Source organism: Serratia proteamaculans, assembly GCF_949794035.1.
Lineage (GTDB): Bacteria > Pseudomonadota > Gammaproteobacteria > Enterobacterales > Enterobacteriaceae > Serratia > Serratia proteamaculans.
In genome coordinates, this window is the sequence record NZ_OX461105.1 from 5,212,191 (window position 1) to 5,229,430 (window position 17,240).

Sequence of the window (17,240 nt, forward strand, 5' to 3'; positions counted from 1 at the left end):
TCTTATCCTTCTCGCGCATCAGGCGCGTATTTGTTGTGATGTTTGTTGCTGGATCTCAACGCAGGAGACATCCATCAGTTTGCTCAACTGAGATGACAGTAGATCCACCGGGCGCTGGCTGGCAACGGTCAATTCAATATTAATCTTGTCGGTGTTTGCAGCCGTTGCCATATTCATAGCACAAACCTGAAAGCCACGATGACGCACGACGCGCAATACGCGCTCTAACATTTCAGGGCGAAAGCGGGCCTGGATCGAGAGTTGATGCTGCATCATGATATTTTCTCCAACATGGTTTCGTTACCGGCACCCGGCGGCACCAGCGGCCAGACGTTTTCAAGCTCATCGATCGATACATGCAGCATGTAAGGCCCTTCGCTGTTGAATAAGGCATCGAGCGCGCCTGCGACCTGATCTTTACGGGTGATGCGCTGGCCGGGGATACCGAAGGCATTGGCCAGCATCAGGAAATCGGGGTTATCGGAAAGGTTGGTTTCACTGTAGCGCCCGTCAAAAAACAGTTGCTGCCACTGACGAACCATCCCCAAGCGCTGGTTATCCAGCAGAACGATTTTCAGCGGTAACTGTTTGCGTTTGATGGTGCCCAGTTCCTGCACATTCATCATGAACGAACCGTCGCCCGATACGCAGATCACCGTATCCTCCGGGCGGGCCATCTGGGCGCCAACCGCGGCCGGGACGCCAAAGCCCATGGTGCCCAAACCGCTGGAGGTGATGAAATTCTCCGGACGTTCAAAGGTCATGTGCTGTGCAGTCCACATCTGGTGCTGGCCGACGTCGGTGGTGATCACGCTGTTAGCGGGCTTGCGCTCGGACAGTTGCTTCAACAGCAGCGGCGCGTAGATCGGCTGGCCTGGGTGATCGTAGCGCCAGGTATGGGTTTCTTTCAGTTCAACCACTCGCTGCTGCCAGGCGGTGATATTCAGCGGCTGCTGCAACGCTGGCAACAAGGCTTTCAAATCCCCCTGCAGTGCCACGTGTGCCTGACGCAATTTGCTCATTTCCGCCGGGTCGATATCCATGTGGATCACCTTGGCGTGCGGGGCGAAAGCATTCAGTTTGCCGGTCACGCGATCGTCAAAACGCGCGCCAACGGCAATCAGCAAATCGCATTCCTGTACCGCCAGATTGGCGGCTTTGGTGCCGTGCATACCCAACATACCAAGATAATACGGCTGCTCCGCGTCCGGTGCGCCCAGCCCTTTCAGCGTGGCAACGTTGGGCATTTGGGTTACCGCGATAAACTCACGCAGCGCCGGTACCGCCTGCGCCATGCCAACCCCACCACCGACGTACAACATCGGCTTGTGTGCCTGCGCCAGCAATTCGAAGGCCTGCGCCAATTCCGCTGTCGGGTAATGAAGTTCTTCCACTACCGGCATCAGGTGCGGATGTAATTCACCCTGAGCCAGTTGAATGTCTTTCGGGATGTCGATCAGCACCGGGCCAGGGCGACCGCTGCTGGCGATGGCAAAGGCTTCCGCCATGATGCCCGGCAGCGCGTCCAGTGATTCCACCAGGAAGCTGTGTTTGGTACAGGCCAGAGACAGGCCGAGGACATCGATCTCCTGAAAGGCATCGGTACCAATCAGTGCAGAACCCACCTGACCGGTAATCGCCACCACCGGAACAGAATCCAGCAGCGCATCGGCCAGGCCGGTGATCAGGTTGGTGGCGCCAGGGCCGGAAGTGGCGATACAAACGCCGACCTTGCCGGTTGAGCGGGCATAACCAATGGCGGCCATCGCGGCGCCTTGCTCGTGGCGGCACAGCAGGTGTTCCACCCCGCCGTCATACAATGCATCGTAGACCGGCATGATTGCGCCACCCGGGTAGCCGAATACCGTATCAACCCCCTGTGCACGCAACGCTTGTACTACCCACTGAGCCCCATTCATAGTTATTTCCCCGCCTTACTTCGACAACCGCAGGATTTTGTTCTGTTATTCATTGTCTTATCCTCGCTTCACTTTTCTCTTGCCAATAAAAAACCCCCGGACCTTTCGGTGCGGGGGTTCTCTTGCGATTCCGGCTTGTTTTCTAAGCCATTCTTCGTCCAAGTGCAGCCCCGCACGGTGGGATAATAATCACCACCACGCTAATCACGACTAGGCTAATCACTTGGGCAAAGGCTTTCATAATAAGTTTGTTCACTGTGCTCGTTTCGAACTAATACCTACAGAGGTACCATAGTCCCGCGCGGCATGACAACACTTTTTTTGCGTTATTATCCGGCGCAATCTGGTCATACCTCGTGCAAAAAGCCCGGATTTCAAACGTTAGCCTGCACACCCGAAGATTTCGCCTCGCCCGAGATCGCCTTGCTGCCCGTGTCCTTACCCAAGAACACCAATAGCGCAATGACGATGGCCACCGTGCCGGCGATAATCGCCATCGCCAGCCCGTAATTATGGCCATGATGCTCGGCAATCGTCGCCTGCAGCGTGGCGTTGACCGAAGCAATCAGATTACCCAGTTGGTAAACAAACCCCGGCAGTACCGCACGGGTATTGGCCGGCACCAGTTCGGTGAGATAAGTCGGTATCACGCCCCAGGCACCCTGCACCATGAACTGCATCAGGAAAGCACCAATCCCCAGCATCAGCGAGCCGCTGGAAAATGCCCACAGCGGGATCACCGGCAATGCCAGTAGCGCAGCAATGATAATCGCCTTCCGGCGGCCAATTTTTTCCGATAGCGCACCAAAGAAAACACCGCCGATAATTGACGCGATATTGTAGCTAATGGCGATGATACTGACGGTTTTAGGGTCGAAACCGTGCTGAACTTTCAAAAATACCGGGTACATATCCTGAGTGCCGTGCGAGAAGAAATTGAATGCCGCCATCAGCAACACCAGATAGCCGCACAGCTTCCAGTGGCTCTTCAGCACCGGCAGCAGAGCACTGCTTTCCTTGCGTTCACGCGCCGCCAGCCACACCGGCGACTCCTGCACACAGTAGTAGATAAATGGCAGCAGTAAAATCGGTGCTGCGCCGATCACGAACATCCCACGCCAGCCAATCACCTCAAACAGCAGGCCATATACCACCGCCGCCAACAGATACCCAAAGGGGTAACCGGCCTGGAAAATCCCCGACATCAGGCCACGCGAGCGGTCTGGGATGGTTTCCAGCGCCAGCGACGATGCCACGCCCCAGATCCCCCCCATCGCCACGCCATACAACACCCGCAGTATCAGGAATACCGTCAACGACGGTGCCGTGGCAGACAACAGCTCAAAGATCGAGAAGAAGACAATATTCAGCATCAAAATCGGTTTACGGCCGTATTTTTCCGCCGCCCGGCCGAAGATCAGTGCGCCAATCGGGCGCACTGCCAACGTCAGCAGGATCGCCAGCGTCACCTCCTCCATGCCGACATGGAAAGATTGCGCGATATCGCTGAGCAGAAAGACCAGCACGAAAAAATCGAAAGCATCAAGCGTCCAGCTTGAAAAGCTGGCGATGGCTGCATTGCGTTGCAGCGGGGTCCAACCAAACATAGTGTTATCCCTACTCTGGAATACGAGGTCATGAGGTTTAGCGGCTGCCGTGTCGGAAGGCGACGGCGGTCGGAGTTTGTTAACGAAGTGATTTTTATTTTAATCAATTGTTAAATACACCCATTCCCCCTCTCACCGCAACTTGGTTAGCCTGCTAATTTGTTGCAGCATTCACGCAATTGTTAGGGGGTATTGCCACCCTTTGCGCAGCTCTGCACAAAAATTCGTTATCTTTATGAAATTTATAATTTTAATTACGACTCAGCACGCAAATACCCCAAGCTTGCCGCACTCCGCTGGCCCATCTCCCGCATCATGTTGCCTTCAGCAAGGAGAGCAACATGGCACTGGCGGTTATTTATACCCGAGCCACACTGGGCGTTCAGGCCCCGTCGGTTACGGTGGAAGTGCATATCAGCAACGGACTACCCGGCCTGACCATGGTCGGCCTGCCGGAAACCACGGTGAAAGAAGCCCGCGATCGGGTACGCAGCGCCTTGATCAATAACGGCTTCACCTTTCCCGCCCGGCGCATCACCGTCAATCTGGCGCCCGCCGATTTACCCAAGGAAGGCGGCCGTTACGACCTGCCGATTGCTCTGGCGATCCTCGCGGCCTCCGAACAGTTGCCGGCTGATAAGCTGGCGCGTTATGAGTTCCTGGGAGAGTTGGCGTTATCCGGTGCACTACGGGGAGTCAGTGGCGCGATACCCGCCGCGTTGGCGGCGCTGGATGCGGGCAGGCAGTTGATTTTGGCTACCGCTAATGGCCGGGAGGTGGGGTTGATTACCCAGAGCGAAACCCTTGTGGCAGAACACCTGCTGGAGGTGTGTGCCTTTCTGTTAGGCAAGGGCGACTTACCGGCAGCCAGCGCACCGCCGGCAACGGAGACGACGCAGGAGCCTGCCGATCTGCAAGATATTCTGGGCCAGGAACAGGCGAAACGGGCGCTGGAGATCGCCGCCGCCGGGGGCCACAACCTGCTGCTGGTCGGCCCACCGGGGACCGGGAAGACCATGCTGGCCAGCCGTTTGAATGGCCTGCTGCCCCCGCTGACCGACCGTGAGGCGCTGGAGAGCATCGCCGTCGCCAGCCTGCTGCACCATCCCGCGCAAGCGCTGCCGTGGCGACAGCGGCCGTTTCGTGCACCGCATCACAGTGCTTCGATGGCCGCGCTGGTTGGTGGCGGCTCACTGCCGCGACCGGGTGAGATTTCCATGGCGCACAACGGCGTGCTGTTTCTTGATGAGTTACCTGAATTCGAAAGACGGGTGCTGGATGCCCTGCGTGAACCGCTGGAGTCTGGCGAGATCGTCATTTCACGCGCCACGGCCAAGGTCTGCTTTCCGGCCAGAGTACAGTTGATCGCGGCCATGAACCCCAGCCCAACCGGGCATTATCAGGGCATGCACAACCGCGCGTCCCCACAACAGGTGCTGCGCTATCTCGGACGGCTTTCAGGGCCGTTCCTCGATCGCTTCGATTTATCGATTGAGGTGCCGCTGCTGCCACCGGGCGTGCTAAGCAAACGACGCATCGCCGGCGAAAGTAGCGCACAGGTACGGGAGCGGGTGCTGTTGGCACGTGAAAGGCAGCTCGAACGTGCCGGGAAGATCAATGCCCTGCTGAATAATCACGAGGTTGAACGGGATTGCGCACTGAGCGAGGCAGATGCGGACTTTCTTGAGACGACGTTAAACAAATTGGGATTATCGGTTCGCGCCTGGCAACGGATTTTAAAAGTGGCTCGCACACTGGCAGATTTGGCGGGGGATCGGGAGATTGATAAGCGCCATTTGAGCGAAGCGCTTGGCTACCGCAGTATGGACCGCCTGTTGCTGCAGCTGCACCGCAGCCTGGAATAAAAATGGGGCCCAAAGGCCCCATCGATATCAGTCGTCGCTGTCGGTGTAATCTTCCACCGCATCAGCCTGCGGCTTGCCGCCGGACAGGGTATGGAATTTTTTCGGGCGGCGTGTGCGCACCAGATATTTAGCCCATACTTTTTCCTGCTCGGTAACCGGCTCACGCTCACCGTGGCACACTGCGACGAACAACTGTTCTTCTTCAGTGACCGGCTGACGTTTGCCTGCGTCCAGCTCGTTGAACGCATACCCGAAACGCTCTAGTAATTGCGCTTCTTTAATGGTGAAATCGCCGTGACGGGAGAACCCGCGAGGATAATGTTTATTATCAAAAAAACGATTGGTCGTGGTGAAGCTATCCGCCATCTGACACGCTCCTAATTCTCTCATGGCCGTGCTGTTTATGGCGCGGAGTATTAGATAGGCTTGACATTGTGTAAAACAAAACATTTAAATCTTAACGATAAAAATTTCTGGAGATGGGTGTGGATACCGAATTACTGAAAACCTTTTTGGAGGTCAGTAGAACGCGTCACTTTGGCCGAGCTGCAGAATCCTTGTACTTAACGCAGTCTGCCGTCAGTTTTCGTATCCGCCAGTTAGAAACCCAATTGGGCGCGAATTTATTCACTCGTCATCGTAACAATATCCGGCTGACGCCAGCTGGGGAGCGGCTTCTGCCTTATGCTGAGAGCCTGATGATGACCTGGCAATTGGCAAAAAAAGAGGTGGTGCGTTCGCTGCAGCATACCGAATTGTCCATCGGCGCCACCGCGTCGCTGTGGGAAGCTTATCTGACCCCGTGGCTGCAATCGCTGTATCAACAACGTGAGGCGTTACAACTGGAAGCCAGGGTGGCATTACGGCACTCTTTGGTAAAACAGCTGCATGAAAGGCAGCTCGATTTGCTCATTACCACCGAGCCACCCAAGATGGATGAACTGGCCAGCCAGCTATTGGGCAATTTTTCGCTGCGGCTGTTCTCCTCCACCCTGCGTGATAAACAGGCGCCGATGCCCTATATCAAGCTGGAATGGGGGGCGGATTTCCACCAACAGGAAAGCCGTATGCTGGAAGGGGATACCCTGCCGGTGCTGACCACCACCTCCGCACACCTGACCCGACAACTGCTGGAAACCACCGGCGGCTGTGCCTTCCTGCCCAGCCAATGGGAGAAGGACTATCCGCAGTTGGCCGCCACCGCCGATATCCCGCCGATTATCCGCCCGCTGTACGCCGTTTGGCTGCAAAATAGCGACCAACAGCCGTTGATCCGCCAACTGTTGAAAATACCTTTAAATACCACAGCATGAGGCGCTATAACGGCTTCAGACGAGGATGGCGGGGTTTGGTTCGTCTGCCAAGCCAAAACGCGCTCATCGCCTTCTGAAGGCCGATAAAGCAGAACAGCAGGATGCCGATAACGATTTTGGTCCACCAGGAGCTGAGCGTGCCGTCGAAAGTGATGTAACTCTGAATCAGCCCCTGGATCAGCACGCCAAACAGCGTACCCAGCACGGTACCGACCCCGCCGGTCAACAAGGTGCCACCAATCACTACCGCGGCAATGGCATCCAGCTCCACGCCGCTGGCGGCCAGCGCGTAGCCTGCCGAGGTATACAACGAGAAAATAATCCCGGACAAGGCTGCCAATGTGCCTGAGAGCATATAAATCAGCACCGTCGTACGCTGCACAGGCACGCCCATCAGTGCCGCAGACACCCGGTTGCCGCCAATGGCATAGACGTTGTGGCCAAAGCGGGTGCGGTGCGCTAACACTATGCCGACCGCCACCACCATTAGCATCACCAACGCCAACAACGTAAAGCGGCCACCGCCCGGCAGTTTCCAGGCATAGTTCGCCAGCGTGGCATACAGCGGATGATCAATGGGAATCGACTCTTCCGAGACGATAAAACTCATGCCCCGCACGAAGAACATTCCAGCCAGAGTGATGATAAACGCCGGAAGTTTCAGCACATCAATAATCCAACCCATCAATGCGCCGAACGAAGCGCCCATCAGCAGCGCAATAACAAACGCATAGCCCGGTGCAATACCGTAGGTTCCGATCAATTTGGCCAATAGCACCCCGGTGAAGGCGATCACCGAGCCGACCGACAGATCGATACCGCCGGAAAGGATCACAAACGTCATGCCTACCGCAACGATGCCAAGAAAGGCGTTGTCGGTCAGCAAGTCACACCATACCCGCGTTGAAGCAAAACTGGGGAACTGAGTGAGGCAAAAACCATAGCCCAAAAGGAACACCAGGACAGTAATCAACAGTGGAAGATTACGTTTGATCATGGCTTTCTTCTCCTAAGCAGTTGGCGCAACGAGACGCTGGGTGATTGCACCATCAGCACCGCCAGCACCACGATCGCCTTCAGCACCAGATTAAATTCCGGCCGATAGCCGGACAGCAGAATACCGGTATTCATCCCCTGAATGATTAACGCCCCCACCACCGACAACAGCAGGTTAAAACGCCCGCCCAGCAATGAGCCGCCACCAATCACCACCGCCAGGATCGCATCCAGCTCCAGCCACAGCCCCGCATTGTTGGCGTCTGCACCGCGGATGTCCGCCGTGACGATAATCCCGGCCACCGCAGCACAGAGTCCGCAGATGACATATACCGCCATCACCACCCAGCGCGTACTGACCCCCGCGTTGCGTGCCGAGCGCAGATTGATGCCCACGGCTTCGATAAACAGCCCCAGCGCCGTTTTACGCGTCAGCAGCCAGATCAACAGCAGCATCACTGCGGCAATGATCGCCGGCATCGGTAGATACATCAGCGCACCGCTGCCAAGCCGAGCCAACCCTTCTCGTTCAAAGGTGACGATTTGTCCTTCGGTGATCAGTTGCGCAATACCGCGACCGGCCACCATCAGCATCAGCGTGGCGACAATCGGTTGTATCTGCAGTACTGCCACCAGAAAGCCGTTCCACAGGCCACACAGCGCACCCGCCGCCAAGGCAGCCGCCAGCACGTAACCAAGCGGATAACCGGCGCTGGTCAGCGTTGCGGCCGTGGCACCGGCAATAGCCATCACGGCCCCCACCGAAAGGTCGATACCACCGGTGGCGATCACTAACGTCATGCCTAATGCCAATAACGCTACCGGCGCGCCACGGTTAACAATGTCGATCACACTGCCAAACAGTCGACCATCCTGAATGTGGATGGAAAAGAAATTCGGGGCGACCAGGCTGTCGATTAACAAAATCACCGCCAGCGCCCCCAGTTGTGTCGCCCCTGCGGGGAAGACCCATCTGACTTTACGTGGTCCACCGGTCATGGAGAAACTCCTGAGGTTCATTCGGCCCCCTGTTGCGCGGCTATCGCCTGCATGATCGCAGGTACCGTAATGGCGTCATGCTCAAGCTGCGCCACATGTTTTCTGTCGCGTAGCACCAGGATACGATCGGCATAGCCCGCCAGCTCTTCCAGTTCGGAAGAAATCACCAGCAGCGCCAGCCCTTCATCACAGAGTTTTTCGATCAAGCGGATGATTTCAGCATGCGCGCCAACGTCAATGCCGCGCGTTGGTTCGTCCAGGATCAAAAAGCGCGGTTTGGTTGCCAGCCAGCGAGACAGCAACACCTTCTGCTGATTTCCGCCGGACAGATATTGGATCTGCTGCTCCGGCCCCGGCGTGCGAATGCCCAACAGTTGGATATAATCCTCGGCAATACGGGTTTGTTCCCGCAGTGATAACGGTTTTAACCAACCGCGTTGCGCCTGCAGGGCCAGAATGATGTTTTCCCTTACCGTCGCAGCACCGACAATCCCGTCGGTTTTTCGGTCCTCCGGGCAATAACCAAAACCGAGGCTGGCAGCTTTACGGGGCGTGCGGATGTTCACCGTACGACCCTCAACTTTCGCACTGCCGCTATCACGCGGTTTGATGCCGAATATCAGCTGAGCCGTTTCCGTGCGGCCAGAGCCCAGCAGACCGGCCAAGCCTACAATCTCGCCCGGACGGATTTGCAGATCAAAGGGTTCAACCATGCCGCGTCGTCCATAACCCCTGAATTCGACCAGGGATGGCGCATCCGTTGGCGCGTGCTCACCTCGTTTAAGCAGCGACTCGTCAAACGCGTGGCCAAGCATCATCTGTACCAATTCCAGACGCGGTAAATCAGCGGTAATTCGGGTCCCCACTAACTTACCGTTGCGCAGTACAGTGATGCGATCGCAAATACGGTAAACCTGATCGAGGAAGTGGGTGACAAAGATCATCCCCATGCCCTGGCTGCGGAGCTGGCCGAGAATACCCAGTAACATGCTGACTTCTTTGGCATCCAGACTGGCAGTTGGCTCATCCAGGATCAGAACTTTGGCCGACAAGTCGACCGCCCGCGCGATAGCGATAATCTGCTGGATCGCAATGGAGTAATTGCCCAATGGCTGACTGACATCCAACTGTAATCCATACCCCAGCAAAAGCTGCCGGGCCTGGTGCAGCAGCTTTTTTTGATCGACCAGGCCGAAGCGCGTTGGCTCACGGCCAATGAACAAATTAGCCGCCACCGAGATGTTCGGCAGCAAGTTAACTTCCTGATAAACCGTACCAATCCCCAGCAGCTGCGCCTGTGCAGTACTCTGTGGGGCAATGGCGGTACCCTCCAGCAATATCTCACCGGCGGAACGCTGATAAACCCCGGTTAGCGCTTTGATTAGCGTAGATTTCCCCGCGCCATTTTCACCCAGCAGCGCCATAATCTCTCCGCGCTGTAACGTGACATCAACCTGCTCCAGCGCTTTAACGCCAGGAAACTCAACGGATAATCCCTTAATCGCCAATAACGTGGTTTGAGATGTGACCATCTTCTGTCCCGCCGGTGAGTGGATTAATAGCCCATGCTTTTCTTCAGCTCAAATTCCTGTTTCGCGGTATCCGGCTGCAGCAGTTTCGATTCGGTCTGGATAAACTTCGGCGGCTGAGTGCCATCTTTTTTCATCGCCAGCAACGCATCAAACGCCGGGCCGGCCATATTCGGCGTCAGCTCGACCGTGGCGTTGGCTTCACCATTCACCATCGCTTTGAATATGTCAGGGACACCGTCGATAGAGACGATTTTGATCTGTGAGCCCGGTTTTAAGCCCGCCTCTTTGATTGCCTGAATAGCCCCGATCGCCATGTCGTCGTTATGCGCATACACCGCACAAATATTTTTGCCGTTTTGCTCAGCCTTGATAAAGCTTTCCATCACTTCTTTGCCCTTGCTGCGGGTAAAGTCGCCGGATTGCGAGCGGATGATTTTAACGTTGGCAGCGGTGGCTATGCCGTCGGCAAAGCCTTTCTTGCGGTTGATGGCGACGCTGGAGCCCACGGTCCCCTGCAGTTCCACCACGTTACAGGGCTTGCCGGCGACCTCTTTAACCAGCCACTCGCCTGCAACCTTGCCTTCATGCACGCTGTCGGACGCCACCGCTGCGGTATACAGCGAGGGATCGTTCACTTCGATCATCCGGTCGAGCAGGAATACCGGGATCTTGGCCTCTTTGGCCTCTTGCAGTACCGGAGTCCACCCGGTGGCGACTACCGGTGCAATGAAAATGGCATCAACACCCTGGGCGATGAAGGATCGGACCGCTTTGATCTGGTTTTCCTGTTTTTGCTGCGCATCGGCGATTTTTAACGTAATACCACGCTTTTCCGCTTCCTGTTTCGATACCTTGGTTTCCGCAGAGCGCCAGCCCGATTCGGAACCAATCTGAGAAAAACCGACGACCAACGGTGCCGCCTGTACCGTACTTATCAATGCGCCAGTGATGGCGGCCGCTAACAGCAGACGTTTAACCATGTTTGTTCTCCCCGCACTGCCCTGGCTCCTGGTGGCCTCAGACAGCGGTAACTGTTGTTGTGTATGCTGCATATTTTTCTGGTGAACTAGGTATCCAAAGACTCGGACACCCATTAGGTGTAGTCGAAAATCAGGCAGGAATAATGAGCGGCATCACATCACGGGAGAACAACCATTTTGTACATGGATCCAGCTAAAAATGTCTAAATTGGGAACAGGTTTGGTAGGGTTTTTAGGCAATTTATCAGGGGAATAGCGAGGATTTAGGAAAAGTAGAAAGCAAAAAAAACCCTTCGCTTTCGCAAAGGGTTTCTAATATGGCAGGGGCGGAGAGACTCGAACTCGCGACACCCGGTTTTGGAGACCGGTGCTCTACCAACTGAGCTACGCCCCTAAATCATGCTTAACATTATGCCTGCTAAAATTAGCAGGCATAATTTAAATAAGTGGCGGAACGGACGGGGCTCGAACCCGCGACCCCCTGCGTGACAGGCAGGTATTCTAACCAACTGAACTACCGCTCCACCGGTTCTTTCACGTTACATCTTTCGATGTGGCAAAACCGCTCATGGCGATCTTGCTCATTACCGGGTGTCAAACCGATAACGTTTAATTGATGCCTGGCAGTGTCCTACTCTCGCATGGGGAGACCCCACACTACCATCGGCGCTACGGCGTTTCACTTCTGAGTTCGGCATGGGATCAGGTGGGACCACCGCGCTATTGCCGCCAGGCAAATTCTGTTTCATTCCAACCGCCACTCACGTAGCCATCAGAACCAATCTCGGAACATTCGCTGAAAATCTGTCTCTCTAAAACACTTTTGGTGTTGTAAGGTTAAGTCTCACGGATCATTAGTACTGGTTAGCTCAATGCATCGCTGCACTTACACACCCAGCCTATCAACGTCTTAGTCTTAAACGTTCCTTCAGGGGGATCAAGTCCCCAGGGAAGACTCATCTCGAGGCAAGTTTCGCGCTTAGATGCTTTCAGCGCTTATCTTTTCCGCACTTAGCTACCGGGCAATGCCATTGGCATGACAACCCGAACACCAGTGGTGCGTTCACTCCGGTCCTCTCGTACTAGGAGCAACCCCTCTCAATCTTCCAACGCCCACGGCAGATAGGGACCGAACTGTCTCACGACGTTCTAAACCCAGCTCGCGTACCACTTTAAATGGCGAACAGCCATACCCTTGGGACCTACTTCAGCCCCAGGATGTGATGAGCCGACATCGAGGTGCCAAACACCGCCGTCGATATGAACTCTTGGGCGGTATCAGCCTGTTATCCCCGGAGTACCTTTTATCCGTTGAGCGATGGCCCTTCCATTCAGAACCACCGGATCACTAAGACCTACTTTCGTACCTGCTCGAGCCGTCACTCTCGCAGTCAAGCTAGCTTATGCCTTTGCACTAACCTCACGATGTCCGACCGTGATTAGCTAACCTTCGTGCTCCTCCGTTACTCTTTGGGAGGAGACCGCCCCAGTCAAACTACCCACCAGACACTGTCCTCACCCCAGATTATGGGGCCGAGTTAGAACATCAAACATTAAAGGGTGGTATTTCAAGGTTGGCTCCACGCAGACTGGCGTCCACGCTTCAAAGCCTCCCACCTATCCTACACATCAAGGCTCAATGTTCAGTGTCAAGCTATAGTAAAGGTTCACGGGGTCTTTCCGTCTTGCCGCGGGTACACTGCATCTTCACAGCGAGTTCAATTTCACTGAGTCTCGGGTGGAGACAGCCTGGCCATCATTACGCCATTCGTGCAGGTCGGAACTTACCCGACAAGGAATTTCGCTACCTTAGGACCGTTATAGTTACGGCCGCCGTTTACTGGGGCTTCGATCAAGAGCTTCGCCTTGCGGCTGACCCCATCAATTAACCTTCCAGCACCGGGCAGGCGTCACACCGTATACGTCCACTTTCGTGTTTGCACAGTGCTGTGTTTTTATTAAACAGTTGCAGCCAGCTGGTATCTGCGACTGGCTTCAGCTCCGAGAGCAAGTCTCTTCACCTACGCGCCAGCGTGCCTTCTCCCGAAGTTACGGCACCATTTTGCCTAGTTCCTTCACCCGAGTTCTCTCAAGCGCCTTGGTATTCTCTACCTGACCACCTGTGTCGGTTTGGGGTACGATTTGATGTTACCTGATGCTTAGAGGCTTTTCCTGGAAGCTTGGCATCAACTACTTCTGCACCGTAGTGCATCGTCATCACGCCTCAGGGTTAGATAAGTAACCGGATTTACCAAGTCACTCCCCCTACACGCTTAAACCGGGACAACCGTCGCCCGGCTAGCCTAGCCTTCTCCGTCCCCCCTTCGCAGTAACACCGAGTACAGGAATATTAACCTGTTTCCCATCGACTACGCCTTTCGGCCTCGCCTTAGGGGTCGACTCACCCTGCCCCGATTAACGTTGGACAGGAACCCTTGGTCTTCCGGCGAGCGGGTTTTTCACCCGCTTTATCGTTACTTATGTCAGCATTCGCACTTCTGATACCTCCAGCAACCCTCACAGGCCACCTTCAACGGCTTACAGAACGCTCCCCTACCCAACAACGCCTAAGCGTCGCTGCCGCAGCTTCGGTGCATGGTTTAGCCCCGTTACATCTTCCGCGCAGGCCGACTCGACCAGTGAGCTATTACGCTTTCTTTAAATGATGGCTGCTTCTAAGCCAACATCCTGGCTGTCTATGCCTTCCCACATCGTTTCCCACTTAACCATGACTTTGGGACCTTAGCTGGCGGTCTGGGTTGTTTCCCTCTTCACGACGGACGTTAGCACCCGCCGTGTGTCTCCCGTGATAACATTCTTCGGTATTCGGAGTTTGCATCGGTTTGGTAAGCCGGGATGGCCCCCTAGCCGAAACAGTGCTCTACCCCCGAAGATGAGTTCACGAGGCGCTACCTAAATAGCTTTCGGGGAGAACCAGCTATCTCCCGGTTTGATTGGCCTTTCACCCCCAGCCACAAGTCATCCGCTAATTTTTCAACATTAGTCGGTTCGGTCCTCCAGTTAGTGTTACCCAACCTTCAACCTGCCCATGGCTAGATCACCGGGTTTCGGGTCTATACCTTGCAACTATTCGCCCAGTTAAGACTCGGTTTCCCTACGGCTCCCCTATACGGTTAACCTTGCTACAAAATATAAGTCGCTGACCCATTATACAAAAGGTACGCAGTCACCCAACAAAGTAGGCTCCCACTGCTTGTACGTACACGGTTTCAGGTTCTATTTCACTCCCCTCGCCGGGGTTCTTTTCGCCTTTCCCTCACGGTACTGGTTCACTATCGGTCAGTCAGGAGTATTTAGCCTTGGAGGATGGTCCCCCCATATTCAGACAGGATGTCACGTGTCCCGCCCTACTCATCGAACTCACAATTAATGCATTTTAGTGTACGGGACTATCACCCTTTACTGTGCGACTTTCCAGACGCTTCCACTAACACAAGAACTGATTCAGGTTCTGGGCTCCTCCCCGTTCGCTCGCCGCTACTGGGGGAATCTCGGTTGATTTCTTTTCCTCGGGGTACTTAGATGTTTCAGTTCCCCCGGTTCGCCTCATACGACTATGTATTCATCGTATGATAGTGCAACGAATTGCACTGGGTTTCCCCATTCGGGTATCGCCGGTTATAACGGTTTATATCACCTTACCGACGCTTATCGCAGATTAACACGCCCTTCATCGCCTCTGACTGCCTAGGCATCCACCGTGTACGCTTAGTCACTTAACCTCACAACCCAAAAGTGTTTCCACCTTCGTGCTGCTACATTTGAGAGACTCTATGACAGGTTAATCCTTACTCCAATACATCTACGGAGGAGTAAGTTTCAGCTGTCATGTTTCAATTTTCAGCTTGTTCCAGATTGTTAAAGAGCAAAATCTTAAACGTGATTCTTGCGAATCAGTTTTAAGATTTTTTTGATATGGTGGAGCTAAGCGGGATCGAACCGCTGACCTCCTGCGTGCAAGGCAGGCGCTCTCCCAGCTGAGCTATAGCCCCATATCAGAAAAGCATTTTTCTACACCCTGTCTACTACCTTCGCCAATTCGCTTCTAGTCAAAGCGAAGTCCTGCGACGTTTACTCACGTAAACAACCAGGGCGACAACGCAGGATAGGAGGGAATTGGTGGGTCTGAGTGGACTTGAACCACCGACCTCACCCTTATCAGGGGTGCGCTCTAACCACCTGAGCTACAGACCCGACAAGGTGCTTTAAGGCTTAACCGGGAAGATTAAACCTTATGCTCTCTTTCATTTCATCAGACAATCTGTGTGAGCACTACACGCAATCAATATCATTAGGTAAGGAGGTGATCCAACCGCAGGTTCCCCTACGGTTACCTTGTTACGACTTCACCCCAGTCATGAATCACAAAGTGGTAAACGCCCTCCCGAAGGTTAAGCTACCTACTTCTTTTGCAACCCACTCCCATGGTGTGACGGGCGGTGTGTACAAGGCCCGGGAACGTATTCACCGTAGCATTCTGATCTACGATTACTAGCGATTCCGACTTCACGGAGTCGAGTTGCAGACTCCGATCCGGACTACGACGTACTTTATGAGGTCCGCTGGCTCTCGCGAGTTCGCTTCTCTTTGTATACGCCATTGTAGCACGTGTGTAGCCCTACTCGTAAGGGCCATGATGACTTGACGTCATCCCCACCTTCCTCCGGTTTATCACCGGCAGTCTCCTTTGAGTTCCCACCATGACGTGCTGGCAACAAAGGATAAGGGTTGCGCTCGTTGCGGGACTTAACCCAACATTTCACAACACGAGCTGACGACAGCCATGCAGCACCTGTCTCACAGTTCCCGAAGGCACTAAGGCATCTCTGCCGAATTCTGTGGATGTCAAGAGTAGGTAAGGTTCTTCGCGTTGCATCGAATTAAACCACATGCTCCACCGCTTGTGCGGGCCCCCGTCAATTCATTTGAGTTTTAACCTTGCGGCCGTACTCCCCAGGCGGTCGACTTAACGCGTTAGCTCCGGAAGCCACGCCTCAAGGGCACAACCTCCAAGTCGACATCGTTTACAGCGTGGACTACCAGGGTATCTAATCCTGTTTGCTCCCCACGCTTTCGCACCTGAGCGTCAGTCTTTGTCCAGGGGGCCGCCTTCGCCACCGGTATTCCTCCAGATCTCTACGCATTTCACCGCTACACCTGGAATTCTACCCCCCTCTACAAGACTCTAGCTTGCCAGTTTCAAATGCAGTTCCCACGTTAAGCGCGGGGATTTCACATCTGACTTAACAAACCGCCTGCGTGCGCTTTACGCCCAGTAATTCCGATTAACGCTTGCACCCTCCGTATTACCGCGGCTGCTGGCACGGAGTTAGCCGGTGCTTCTTCTGCGAGTAACGTCAATGCAATGTGCTATTAACACACTACCCTTCCTCCTCGCTGAAAGTGCTTTACAACCCGAAGGCCTTCTTCACACACGCGGCATGGCTGCATCAGGCTTGCGCCCATTGTGCAATATTCCCCACTGCTGCCTCCCGTAGGAGTCTGGACCGTGTCTCAGTTCCAGTGTGGCTGGTCATCCTCTCAGACCAGCTAGGGATCGTCGCCTAGGTGAGCCATTACCCCACCTACTAGCTAATCCCATCTGGGCACATCTGATGGCGTGAGGCCCGAAGGTCCCCCACTTTGGTCCGAAGACGTTATGCGGTATTAGCTACCGTTTCCAGTAGTTATCCCCCTCCATCAGGCAGTTTCCCAGACATTACTCACCCGTCCGCCGCTCGTCACCCAGAGAGCAAGCTCTCCTGTGCTACCGCTCGACTTGCATGTGTTAGGCCTGCCGCCAGCGTTCAATCTGAGCCATGATCAAACTCTTCAATTAAAAGCTTGATTTGCTTCAACTCGTGAAGCGATGCTCGAAAATAACTTTCGTAATAGTCGTTCTGTTGGACAAGCCAACGAAACAACGTATTGCTTGGTCACTCTTCAAGACTTGATATTTTTTCGAACCCGAAGGTTCTGGATATCGTCTTGTGGAGTGCCCACACAGA

11 protein-coding genes, 4 tRNA genes and 3 rRNA genes are annotated in these 17,240 nt (G+C 54.6%); 2 read left to right on the forward strand and 16 right to left on the reverse strand.

Features of this window, described 5'->3' with window-relative positions:
• Nucleotides 1-18: 18 nt before the first annotated feature.
• The 4 genes from ilvM to QOT07_RS24250 form a co-directional block, all read right to left on the reverse strand.
• The gene (gene ilvM, locus QOT07_RS24235; RefSeq protein ID WP_012147433.1) at nucleotides 19-276 is read right to left on the reverse strand and encodes an acetolactate synthase 2 small subunit; all 258 of its coding nucleotides are present in this window, start codon (nucleotides 274-276) and stop codon (nucleotides 19-21) included.
• Nucleotides 273-1,919, reverse strand: coding sequence for an acetolactate synthase 2 catalytic subunit (gene ilvG, locus QOT07_RS24240; protein WP_207980118.1), 1,647 nt, complete (start codon nucleotides 1,917-1,919; stop codon nucleotides 273-275). The genes ilvM and ilvG overlap by 4 nt, the downstream gene beginning before the upstream one ends.
• A gap of 142 nt (nucleotides 1,920-2,061) precedes the next feature.
• A complete protein-coding gene (ilvL, locus tag QOT07_RS24245; protein WP_015962288.1) occupies nucleotides 2,062-2,160 on the reverse strand; it encodes an ilv operon leader peptide in 99 nt (32 codons plus the stop codon).
• A gap of 133 nt (nucleotides 2,161-2,293) precedes the next feature.
• Complete coding sequence (locus QOT07_RS24250; protein ID WP_283604104.1) at nucleotides 2,294-3,526, reverse strand: MFS transporter; 1,233 nt, start codon at nucleotides 3,524-3,526, stop codon at nucleotides 2,294-2,296.
• Between the two features lie 341 nt (nucleotides 3,527-3,867).
• Between QOT07_RS24250 and QOT07_RS24255 the strand changes: the two genes are divergently transcribed.
• On the forward strand, nucleotides 3,868-5,391 hold the full coding sequence (locus QOT07_RS24255; protein ID WP_207980117.1) for a YifB family Mg chelatase-like AAA ATPase: 1,524 nt from the start codon (nucleotides 3,868-3,870) through the stop codon (nucleotides 5,389-5,391).
• 27 nt (nucleotides 5,392-5,418) lie between these two features.
• Here QOT07_RS24255 and QOT07_RS24260 read toward each other — a convergent pair whose 3' ends face one another.
• Entirely contained in the window at nucleotides 5,419-5,757 is a 339-nt protein-coding gene (locus QOT07_RS24260) for a MaoP family protein (protein ID WP_085119975.1), read from the reverse strand.
• 119 nt (nucleotides 5,758-5,876) lie between these two features.
• Between QOT07_RS24260 and hdfR the strand changes: the two genes are divergently transcribed.
• Nucleotides 5,877-6,704: an HTH-type transcriptional regulator HdfR gene (hdfR, locus tag QOT07_RS24265; protein WP_099065463.1), complete on the forward strand. Its 828-nt coding sequence runs from the start codon at nucleotides 5,877-5,879 to the stop codon at nucleotides 6,702-6,704.
• A gap of 4 nt (nucleotides 6,705-6,708) precedes the next feature.
• On the opposite strand, the gene yjfF is transcribed toward hdfR, so the two are convergent.
• The 11 genes from yjfF to QOT07_RS24320 all read right to left on the reverse strand — a co-directional run bounded on the left by yjfF (nucleotide 6,709) and on the right by QOT07_RS24320 (nucleotide 17,071).
• Nucleotides 6,709-7,701 (reverse strand): galactofuranose ABC transporter, permease protein YjfF, encoded by a 993-nt coding sequence (yjfF, locus tag QOT07_RS24270; protein WP_207980116.1) that lies wholly within the window; start codon nucleotides 7,699-7,701, stop codon nucleotides 6,709-6,711.
• Nucleotides 7,698-8,699, reverse strand: coding sequence for a galactofuranose ABC transporter, ATP-binding protein YtfT (gene ytfT / locus QOT07_RS24275; protein ID WP_198404506.1), 1,002 nt, complete (start codon nucleotides 8,697-8,699; stop codon nucleotides 7,698-7,700). Before ytfT ends, yjfF begins: the two co-directional genes overlap by 4 nt.
• Before the next feature lie 17 nt (nucleotides 8,700-8,716).
• On the reverse strand, nucleotides 8,717-10,231 hold the full coding sequence (ytfR, locus tag QOT07_RS24280; RefSeq protein ID WP_112349210.1) for a galactofuranose ABC transporter, ATP-binding protein YtfR: 1,515 nt from the start codon (nucleotides 10,229-10,231) through the stop codon (nucleotides 8,717-8,719).
• A gap of 23 nt (nucleotides 10,232-10,254) precedes the next feature.
• Nucleotides 10,255-11,211: a galactofuranose ABC transporter, galactofuranose-binding protein YtfQ gene (gene ytfQ, locus QOT07_RS24285; protein ID WP_261427806.1), complete on the reverse strand. Its 957-nt coding sequence runs from the start codon at nucleotides 11,209-11,211 to the stop codon at nucleotides 10,255-10,257.
• Between the two features lie 318 nt (nucleotides 11,212-11,529).
• Nucleotides 11,530-11,605, reverse strand: a tRNA-Trp gene (locus QOT07_RS24290).
• A 53-nt stretch (nucleotides 11,606-11,658) separates the two neighbouring features.
• Nucleotides 11,659-11,735 (reverse strand) — tRNA-Asp (locus tag QOT07_RS24295).
• A 94-nt stretch (nucleotides 11,736-11,829) separates the two neighbouring features.
• A 5S ribosomal RNA gene (gene rrf / locus QOT07_RS24300) occupies nucleotides 11,830-11,945 on the reverse strand.
• Nucleotides 11,946-12,044: 99 nt separating this feature from the next.
• Nucleotides 12,045-14,954: ribosomal RNA gene (locus QOT07_RS24305) — 23S ribosomal RNA — on the reverse strand.
• A gap of 194 nt (nucleotides 14,955-15,148) precedes the next feature.
• Nucleotides 15,149-15,224, reverse strand: a tRNA-Ala gene (locus QOT07_RS24310).
• Nucleotides 15,225-15,349: 125 nt separating this feature from the next.
• A tRNA-Ile gene (locus QOT07_RS24315) sits at nucleotides 15,350-15,426 on the reverse strand.
• A gap of 102 nt (nucleotides 15,427-15,528) precedes the next feature.
• Nucleotides 15,529-17,071, reverse strand: a 16S ribosomal RNA gene (locus QOT07_RS24320).
• Together the 16S, 23S and 5S rRNA genes with 4 tRNA genes alongside form the textbook arrangement of a ribosomal RNA operon.
• Between the last annotated feature and the right edge of the window lie 169 nt (nucleotides 17,072-17,240).